We start from the raw sequence: 8,181 nt of genomic DNA, 5'->3' as shown, positions 1-8,181 counted from the left end.
GGAATCTTTGACTTTATTGAATGAACAAACTGCTCAATTAATGTCATTAAGTCCACATAAACGACCTTATTATCAGCGAGGTCGAAGAGCCGAGATGCTTATCCGGTCTACCTTTTAGCCATAGTTGTCACCCCGTCAGGCCTAGCAGCCGAAAGCAGACGCTTTTCCCAATCCTCTCTATTGGCTGCATATCCGGTTGCTGTTGATTCTCCATTAGTAATCAACAGTGGTTCTAATTCATTGAAAACAAGGTTGTAGTCGGGTTCTAGTGTGGCAATGAATGAGCTTTGGCTACGATGATGACTTGGAATTAATAAACTTCTGTTGGCTGGGTTAGCTTTAATTAACTTCTCAATCTTTTCTGGCGAACGATGGTCTTTTCGTTGATTGCTGTATGCAATTCGAGCTAAGGTAGGAGCATCGGTTTCTAATTCAAAACTGATGCCTCGTTTTTGCAATCCGGGGATGGTTGGTTTTTGAGCATGACCGAGTTTACTAGCAGCAAATCTTACACCAGACATCTCATAACGCAGTCCATCTACTACCCCTTCTCTTGTAACTTTTGCCCCAACTGTTATGCCTCTAGCTTCTAATGCTTGTACGTAACTGGTAAAGTTTTGAGTAACTGCAATTGCTTCTTCTATAGCATCCTGAAGCTGGTCAATCACCGGAGGTTGCGCTGGTGTATCCTGTTCCTGTTCTCGCATCATCCGGCGCTTTTGTCCGGTTGATGGTGCAGTACGGTTGACTTCCCAGGAACAGGGAACAGGCGTTAAATCAAATGTTAGCAACATCTCGAAGCGGACTGTACGTTGCTTTGATTTAGTTGGCATGGTAGTACTCTATATGGAACAGTGGTTAGCCTTGGTTTTAGCAACAATATTTGTGCGATAACTGTGGCAAAATTCTTGCCACTGAGCTTCGTTCTTAAACCATGAATGTCTGTTGTAGTAGTTCCGAAGCAGGTGGGGACTGCAATTTAACAACAAATTGATTAGCTGCTCGAATTCCCTCCAATTACATTTACGTCAAAAGCGATAGAAGAAAAAATCACTTTTGGCATATCAACTAGTATTGAATAGCTTGATAAGTTGAAATCAATTCTTAAAAATCAACTAATCGAGAACAGATGCAATGGGCAGATTAACAAAGCTAGCCTATCCCGAAATAACGCTAACTCTGGATTTTGGTGGCAGTGGTACCAAGGGAATTGTACAAGTTAAAGGAGGCGTTCCCCATGCCCTGTACATGGAGCCAGAGGTGATTGAAGCAACTCGCCTTTCGCTAATCGATAAAACCGAAAACAACCTGAGCAATGCCTACCCGGAGAACGTAGCTTGGGTGGGAGTTGGTGACGAATATCGAGCAGTGGGATATCTGGCAGCAAATTATTATAGTGCCGCACAGGGGCTACGACCGAGAAAATACGAACTAGCACTGTACAAGACATTGGCAGCTATCTGGGTGGTGAAGCAGAAATATAAGTTATCTGAAGCGTTTCGCGTATCCTTAGCACTACTGTTGCCACCGGGGGAGTTTGAAGATTCCTCGCTGCTGAAACCAATGCTAAAAGAAGCACTGGCTGGTTTTAATACCCCTACAGGTGAAATCCAAGCAAACTTAACCAATTACGAATGCTTTCCCGAAGGTGGTGGCATCTATGCGATGTACTGCAAAAACTCCAAAGCAGCTATTAAGCGTCAAATAGTTGCGCTGGTCATGGTAGGTTATCGCAATGCTTCCTTGCTGGTATCCCGTCGCGGCATCTTGGATAAAGGTAAAACAACCAACTTGGGTATGGCTAGGATGGTTGAGCTAGTTATGGAACGCACGGCAGGACTAACATCCTCCCAATTAGTTCCGGCGATACTGGCAGCAGGAAATCATCCAAAACCGCAACATTTCCTTAAGTTAGTTAGGGGCAGCGAGCGATCGATCCGCGATACCGAGATAGATAAAATAATATCTGCGGTAGAATCTGCCAGGACAGAGTATGCAACATCGCTTGCCTCATGGTTAAAGGAAGTGTTGCCACCCAGTAGTGAATTAGACGAAGCTATTGTCTGCGGTGGCACAGCAGATTATTTGCACCAAGAACTAAATGCGATATTTCCCGGAACGCCTGTAACGTGGCATGGCGGGGTAGAAATCCCCACATCCCTAAACGAACAATGGTTGGGTACTCGCTTGGCAGATGTATGGGCGCTGTCAGTTTACCACGCTGCCAAGGTGAAGGCACTGGCTAAGTTGCAAGAACAGGAAAAGGAGGCAGTGGTAAATGGCTAACCGAAAAAAAGATTTGACCTGGCGTTATCAACCACCTGTTGATTCGGATAAAGCAAAGTTACTCAGTTACATCCAGAATCAAAAGCTGCATCCAAATCAAGACAAAACAGCAATGATTATCAATGCCCTGACTTCATACTATATGCCAGTAGCATTGCACAGCGAGGGCAGTTATTCGCAGGAAACTTTGGAATTGCTACTGCTAGATTCAGCAATAGCTTTTGCCAATCAACTCAAGTATTTATGTGCTGCTTTAAATGTAGAACCAATGCGGGTAGGCAGCGTTTTGTGCAGTGCTTTTCCAATATCGAATTCAAACTACAACCAAACCAAAGTTTCAGATGCAGCACGGAATGAAATTGTGGATGAATTGGATGATTTTGACCCGCAAGCTTGGAATTTGTCAGGAATCACAACCGACAGCGAAACTTTTGAATTTATTAATTAGGAGAAAAGTTGATGGCAAGAATACATTTAATTGATGGAGAAAAAGGCGGCGTTGGCAAATCATTATTTGCCCGTGTTATGGTGCAGTATTGTATTGAAAATAAGATAGAACACGCCTTGATAGATGCAGATATCACCAATCAAGATGTGAAGCGGTTCTATGACTATGCCGTTGATGCAGAATTTTCCGAAGCTCTGAACAAGGGAAATAAAGCTGACATTATTTTTGAGTTAGCTAGGGAAAAAGCAGTAATTGTTAACCTTCCGGCTAATGTATTTCCCTTGGTAAATAACTGGGTTACAAAGGGGAGACTGCTAAATGTGGCTGATAAGTATGGTGTTGATGTGTGCAAGTGGTTTATCTGCGATGGTGGATTTGAATCGATCGAGTTATTCTATCAATCAATGGAGCAATACAAAGACAAAATGCTGCACGTTTTTGTCCGAAATTTAGGGAAAACGGACGACTGGAGTTTTTTAGAAAGCGAATCTAAGTATCAAGAATTGAAAGATAAGTACAAAAAGACTTTGCAAGTTATTGATTTTCCATTGCTGTATCCAGGTGATAGATATTTCATCGACTCGAACAAATTCAAATTCAATGACCCTCAAATTGAAGAGAAGATGCCAATTATGTCCCAACAGCGATTGATGACATTTCTGGAAGATTCCTACTTGCAAATTGCGGTTACAGAACTATGGACACCGGATAAGCAACCTAAAAAAGCTGAGAAGGAAAAAGCAGTAACTTCTAGTAAGTGAGCCAAATGTACCAAATCAATCCGATACACGATACCGCTGCGACTCTCAACTGTGATGTTACCCAGGATGGACAATATCTAGGACGGCTGTATGTATTTCCAACCACTAATCCCAACTTCATAGTAATGGGAATTGAGAAAGAGTGGTTTTTAGCTCATGCAGAAGGAGAGTTCGTTATTAGCGGTTACATTAATACTAATGGACAGTGGAGTTTGTCACCTCATCAAAGCTTGCAATTGTCAGAGGAGTATACCACTCAATCTGCAATATTTGACCGAGTATTTAGCCCACAATACGTTCTGGATATACTGGCATCCAGCAATCTCGAACCATCTTTGGTAGCCAAAGATATGACGGTTGCAAATGATAGTAATAACAACGTTAATGGGGAATCTGGTGAGGATCAGCCAATGAAGTTTGACAATAAATTAATGGTTGATTGGAATGCGATGATTCCCCATCTAGATGTGTTAAGAGAATTGCTAATTCGCGAAGTTGAACAAGAAGAGTTTTCTAATCACTTTGAAGAAGAGCAACCCAACGAATTAGCGACAGAAACTGAACGTCTTAAGGTTCAAGATACTTTAATTGACGCAGTTTTGGAAGAATACCAGGAACAAGAAACAACAGAATTTATGCTGCCACCTTTTGGCATTGTTACGGTACACGCCCAAGAGGAATATTTTGTACTGCGTTCTGAGAATGACGGACAGACAATACTGGTCGCTAGCTTAGATGGAGAAGTCATCGAAGAACTTTCTCAGAATGATGCTGCCAAGTTTGAGGATGTTTTGAAACACTCGAAAGTAGAGGTAACTAAATGGCTTGATACGAATAGCAATCTAATCGGTCAAAAAAGTAAACAAGTGCAGGATGTGGAATATGGTGATTAATTTTAAAGAAGGCGTACAAGCCAGAAATGAAAATGCTTTGTTGCAGTTATTGGCAGATAAGGATGCTGAGTATCAAAAGCGGGTACTAGCAGTAGCAGTTGAATATGGTTTGAAGACAAACGACCCCCTGTTCCTAGTGATGTTAGCAACGGGACAATTGCAGGTAATTTTAGAAGATAAACCGCACGAACTGAATGGTTTGTTTGATAGGTGGACTGAAGCCATCCACGACCAATTAGAAACAGCAAAGCGTACTGCTACTAAGGGTCAAGAAATCGAAATTCGCAAGATGGTAGACCGATTGATTGCTTATTGTTCTGCCAAAGAACGCAGTCGTCTTTCGTTGATGTTACCTGCTTTTGGGTTGTTTGTAGCGGCAATGGGATTGGGTTTTTTAGGTGGAATGGCAGTTCCAATTTGGTTACAAGGTGGTTATGCACCAGGACAAAAAATCACAATGGATGCAGCTGAAAGTTTACGCTGGGCGCAAAGTCCGCAAGGTCAATTGGCAAGGAATATTGTGACTTGGAATTCCGAAAGTTTAGCTAATTTGAATTGTACCAAATTAGCTGCTCAACAATCGTTGGTAGCTAAAGAAAAGGGGAAAGCAGCTGTTTCTCAATACTGTTTATTGCGAGTAAAACCAGTTAAATGAAGGAGTAAATGTGATGAAAAGTGAAAGCAAGTTGATGCGCGTGTTGGGGAGAGTACAGGATATTTGCGGATGGGTGCTCACAGTGAGTATGGCTATTTTGGCAATGGTGCTTATGTTTTTCTTGCCTCTGCGTGCTGTGTTGTTTGGGTTGATTGCGATCGGTGTTTGTCCCAGAGTGAATCTTCCTGATACTGTAAGAGTTGTGGTGGCAATTGTCGCTTTGATTGGTTTGAGTGTTTGAGTAAAGCGAACTCCCGATTTAGGGCTTGCTGAATAAGCCTGCGATCGCAAAAAGCGGAATTAAGCAGGGCGATCGCACTTATTCAAGCAAATGATTTCTGTACAGAAGATAAACCAACCGTTTCTGCATCTCGACAGACTACTGCTGGGGTTCTTGCATAAGTTCCCCTAATTGAGAGATATATGTAAGCGGATAATCATCTTACATACTGACGATTTGAGTAGCGAAGAGCACGGTGGTTTAGGTGTCGCAGCGAGAGTGGTTAATACTTCTGATATCACTACTTTATTGATCGCGTTTGAAGTGGGTACTTAGCCGCACAAGCAGTTGGTTTTTGCATAAGTCCAAAAATGCCAGACATATCACTAATCAGAAAACAATCTAACTACTGGACTATGCAATTTCAAGCTTTCAAAACGGCAATAACACAATATGTAACGTAGTTTATCTGATGTGCGAGTTATGCGTTCTCGAAAAATCGGTTTAACGGTATTTATGACACTGCTGGCTACTATTTCAGAGCCTTTTGGGTTTATCTCAGTACCATTGGTTATAGAAAAGGCGATCGCGCAAACTGCCAATAATCAAAATTTAGACGAAAATCGCGTCGCCAATCCTGCTGTATCCGGCAGCTTTGTTGATTACTTCGCACAAAAAACTCAACTTAAAGGGCATCAGAGCTATAATCTCAGTGCCAGTTTTAGCCCAGATGGCAAACAGATTATTACAGCATCGGGTGATAACACCGTCCGACTTTGGTATTCATCTGACAATCACCTAGCCCAACTTCGGTTCCCTGAAGCCTCCTCTTCCCCAAAAGTAGAATACAATCGACCAACGTCAGGTTTGCCGTTCGTTGCCCAAAGCGCAAATTTTAGCTCAGATGGACAGCAGATTCTCACAGTTAACGAAGACGGTACTGTGGGAATGTGGAATACTTCCGGCAAGTTACTGGCTCAAATCAAAGGAGATCGACATCAGATTACGAGTGCGGTTTTTAGCCCAAATAGCAAACAGATTCTCACAGTATCGAAGCACGGTATTGTGGCGGTGTGGAATACTTCCGGCAAGCTGCTGACTGAGTTAAAAGGACATCGGGATATTATCTGGAGTGCTAGTTGGAGTAACGATGGACAACGTATTGTCACTGCATCCGCTGACCAGACTGCCCGTGTATGGAATACCTCTGGCAAGCTGCTAACCGTTCTCCAAGGAAATCAGGGTCGAGTCACCAGTGCCAGTTTTAGCCCGGATGGACAACGGATTCTCACCACATCTTCTTATGAAGGTATCGTCCATGTATGGGATAGCTCTGGTAAGTTGCTAGTCCAAATTAGAGATACTGGTATTGCAAGTGCTTATTTTAGTTCAGATGGGCTGCGTATACTCGGTGCATTGACTAGCGGTGCTGCTCGCGTATGGGATACTTCAGGCAGGTTGCTAGTTCAACTTGAGGGAAATGAACCAGGTTTCGATCGAGTCTTTTTAAGCCCCGACGGAAAGCGAATTGTCATTGCAGCTAGAGATGGTACTGTCCGCGTGTGGGATAGTTTAGGCAAATTGCTAGTCCAACTTGAAAAAGATTATTTAAGAGTTTTCGATGTTAGGTTCAGTCAAGATGGACAGCGCATGGTAATTGTAAATGATGGCAGAACCGTCGATGTGTGGGATTTATCCGGCAACAAGCTAGCGTCATTCCAAGGGAAGATTGACAGTATTAGCGAAGCAAGTTTGAGTCCAAATGGACAGCAGATTGTTGTTATATTTTCTCAAGACCCCGCCCGCTTGTTGGATTTCTCTGGAAAACAGCTAGCAATTCTTACAGTACGTCCGAGTAGTGTCAACAGTGCTAGCTTTAGCCCAGATGGAAACTATATCGTGACTGCATCATCTGACAAAACTGCCCGTGTGTGGGATATTTCTGGCAAATTATTAGCGGAACTTCAAGGACATTTAAACAGTGTGAATGGTGCTAGTTTTAGCCCAGATGGAAAATTAATTGTCACTATGTCATCTGACAGAAGCGCTCGGATTTGGGATACGTCTGGCAAACAGCTAGCTCTTCTCAAAGGAAAAAATGACTCGATTACGGGTGCAATTATTGATTCTGGTGTTACGACTGTCAGCTTTAGCCCAGATGGAAAATTAATCGTCACTATATCTGGTGATAGCATCCTTCGCTTGTGGGATACATCTGGCAAGATGTTAGCAGAATTTTCAGAGCATTATCCACGTTTCCAGAATGCCAATTTTAGTCCAGATGGACAGCGCATTTTTACTTCATCTATTGATGGAACCATCCAAGTGTGGGATTTGTTTGGCAAGTTACTAACCGAACTTCCAAAGCAACTCCCAAAAGGTCAGTTAGGTCTGTTCAAAACCGCTTTTAGTCCTGATGGACAGAACTTAGTGATGATTTCCTTTCCAGATTTTTACTTTTCTAATGTTCGTGTATGGGTATCAAATTTGTCGATCGACCAACAGCCAGTTGAACTGAAAGGACATCAAGGTTTTGTATACAGTGCCAGTTTTAGTCCGGATGGCAAACGGATTGTTACAGCATCTAGTGATAAAACTGCCCGTATCTGGGACTTATCCGGCAAACTCCTAGCGGAAATAAAAGGGCATCAAGACATTATTAGAAGTGCAAATTTCAGCCCCGATGGACAAAAAGTTATTACCGCATCTGATGACGGTACTTCCCGTATCTGGAACATCAACGGTAAACAGTTAGCTGTTCTCACTTTATCTGTGTCTCCATCTTCTTCCAAGGTGGAAGCAGACTCTAATTAGCATTTTAGGAATATTTCAGCCAGGTGTTAGCTTAGAATATGGGTTAGCAGTAGGTGGAATCAAGAGTAATACTTTCATTACAATGATGGAATTACAAGCTGAGA

General features: G+C 42.6%; 8 protein-coding genes. 7 read left to right on the top strand and 1 reads right to left on the bottom strand.

All coding sequences use genetic code 11. The features are described from left to right. Positions 1–107 precede the first annotated feature (107 nt). Positions 108–833 carry a hypothetical protein gene (locus ACE1CC_RS23645; RefSeq protein ID WP_413272893.1) on the bottom strand — a complete coding sequence of 242 codons (726 nt, stop codon included), beginning with the start codon at positions 831–833 and terminating at the stop codon, positions 108–110. 301 nt (positions 834–1,134) lie between these two features. Between ACE1CC_RS23645 and ACE1CC_RS23640 the strand changes: the two genes are divergently transcribed. The 7 genes from ACE1CC_RS23640 (at position 1,135) to ACE1CC_RS23610 (ending at position 8,077) form a co-directional block, all read left to right on the top strand. Then, on the top strand, positions 1,135–2,286 hold the full coding sequence (locus ACE1CC_RS23640; RefSeq protein WP_413272892.1) for a hypothetical protein: 1,152 nt from the start codon (positions 1,135–1,137) through the stop codon (positions 2,284–2,286). Then, positions 2,279–2,734 (top strand): hypothetical protein, encoded by a 456-nt coding sequence (locus ACE1CC_RS23635; protein ID WP_413272891.1) that lies wholly within the window; start codon positions 2,279–2,281, stop codon positions 2,732–2,734. The genes ACE1CC_RS23640 and ACE1CC_RS23635 overlap by 8 nt, the downstream gene beginning before the upstream one ends. Before the next feature lie 11 nt (positions 2,735–2,745). After that, positions 2,746–3,495 (top strand): P-loop NTPase family protein, encoded by a 750-nt coding sequence (locus ACE1CC_RS23630; protein WP_413272890.1) that lies wholly within the window; start codon positions 2,746–2,748, stop codon positions 3,493–3,495. Positions 3,496–3,500: 5 nt separating this feature from the next. After that, complete coding sequence (locus ACE1CC_RS23625) at positions 3,501–4,388, top strand: hypothetical protein (protein WP_413272889.1); 888 nt, start codon at positions 3,501–3,503, stop codon at positions 4,386–4,388. Beyond that, positions 4,378–5,043: a DUF6753 family protein gene (locus tag ACE1CC_RS23620; protein WP_413272888.1), complete on the top strand. Its 666-nt coding sequence runs from the start codon at positions 4,378–4,380 to the stop codon at positions 5,041–5,043. Before ACE1CC_RS23625 ends, ACE1CC_RS23620 begins: the two co-directional genes overlap by 11 nt. A 13-nt stretch (positions 5,044–5,056) precedes the next feature. Further along, on the top strand, positions 5,057–5,284 hold the full coding sequence (locus ACE1CC_RS23615) for a hypothetical protein (protein ID WP_413272887.1): 228 nt from the start codon (positions 5,057–5,059) through the stop codon (positions 5,282–5,284). Positions 5,285–5,746: 462 nt separating this feature from the next. Continuing rightward, on the top strand, positions 5,747–8,077 hold the full coding sequence (locus ACE1CC_RS23610) for a WD40 repeat domain-containing protein (RefSeq protein WP_413272886.1): 2,331 nt from the start codon (positions 5,747–5,749) through the stop codon (positions 8,075–8,077). Positions 8,078–8,181 lie beyond the last annotated feature (104 nt).

The sequence above is a fragment of the Floridaenema aerugineum BLCC-F46 genome (assembly GCF_041929345.1).
Classification (GTDB): Bacteria; Cyanobacteriota; Cyanobacteriia; order Cyanobacteriales; family Aerosakkonemataceae; genus Floridanema; species Floridanema aerugineum.
This window is presented reverse-complemented; position numbering and strand designations above follow the sequence as displayed.

Bases quoted from the DNA above. Each gene is read 5' to 3' on its own strand.
- ACE1CC_RS23615 (WP_413272887.1), top strand. From the start codon at position 5,057: ATGAAAAGTGAAAGCAAGTTGATGCGCGTGTTGGGGAGAGTACAGGAT.
- ACE1CC_RS23640 (WP_413272892.1), top strand. From the start codon at position 1,135: ATGGGCAGATTAACAAAGCTAGCCTATCCCGAAATAACGCTAACTCTG.
- ACE1CC_RS23610 (WP_413272886.1), top strand. From the start codon at position 5,747: ATGCGTTCTCGAAAAATCGGTTTAACGGTATTTATGACACTGCTGGCT.
- ACE1CC_RS23645 (WP_413272893.1), bottom strand. From the start codon at position 833: ATGCCAACTAAATCAAAGCAACGTACAGTCCGCTTCGAGATGTTGCTA.
- ACE1CC_RS23625 (WP_413272889.1), top strand. From the start codon at position 3,501: ATGTACCAAATCAATCCGATACACGATACCGCTGCGACTCTCAACTGT.
- ACE1CC_RS23630 (WP_413272890.1), top strand. From the start codon at position 2,746: ATGGCAAGAATACATTTAATTGATGGAGAAAAAGGCGGCGTTGGCAAA.
- ACE1CC_RS23620 (WP_413272888.1), top strand. From the start codon at position 4,378: ATGGTGATTAATTTTAAAGAAGGCGTACAAGCCAGAAATGAAAATGCT.
- ACE1CC_RS23635 (WP_413272891.1), top strand. From the start codon at position 2,279: ATGGCTAACCGAAAAAAAGATTTGACCTGGCGTTATCAACCACCTGTT.